Raw genomic sequence first — 464 nt, forward strand, 5'->3', positions numbered from 1 at the left:
CGGGTCGGCTTGGCGTCTTTCAGCATGCCCTGCATGCCGCGACTTTCAAACTGGAACACCGCCTCGGTCTTGCCATCGGTGAACAGCTTGTAGACACGCGCGTCGTCCAGCGGCAGGTTCTCGAAGGCAAAATTCTCCTGCCCCTTGTGGCGCTTGATGATGAGACTGCGCGCAATCTCCAGAATGGTCAGCGTGGCCAGGCCCAAAAAGTCAAACTTCACCAGGCCAATGGCTTCCACATCGTTTTTATCGTACTGGCTGACCGCCGAATCGCTGCCCGGCTGCTGGTACAGCGGGCAAAAGTCGGTCAATTTACCCGGCGCAATCAGCACACCGCCGGCATGCATGCCGACGTTGCGCGTCATGCCTTCGAGCTTGCGGGCCAGCTCCAGCAGGGTCTTGACGTCTTCTTCTTTGCTTTCGCGCTCGGCCAGGATCGGCTCCGCTTCAGTCGCATAGACGGT

1 pseudogene is annotated in these 464 nt (G+C 59.3%); it reads right to left on the minus strand.

The features are described 5' to 3' along the window. Positions 1-464: pseudogene (gene dnaE / locus B3V69_RS20410) on the minus strand (DNA polymerase III subunit alpha); the annotation flags it as partial.

It is taken from the genome of Rhodoferax sp. UBA5149 (assembly GCF_002413825.1).
Taxonomy (GTDB): Bacteria; Pseudomonadota; Gammaproteobacteria; order Burkholderiales; family Burkholderiaceae_C; genus Rhodoferax.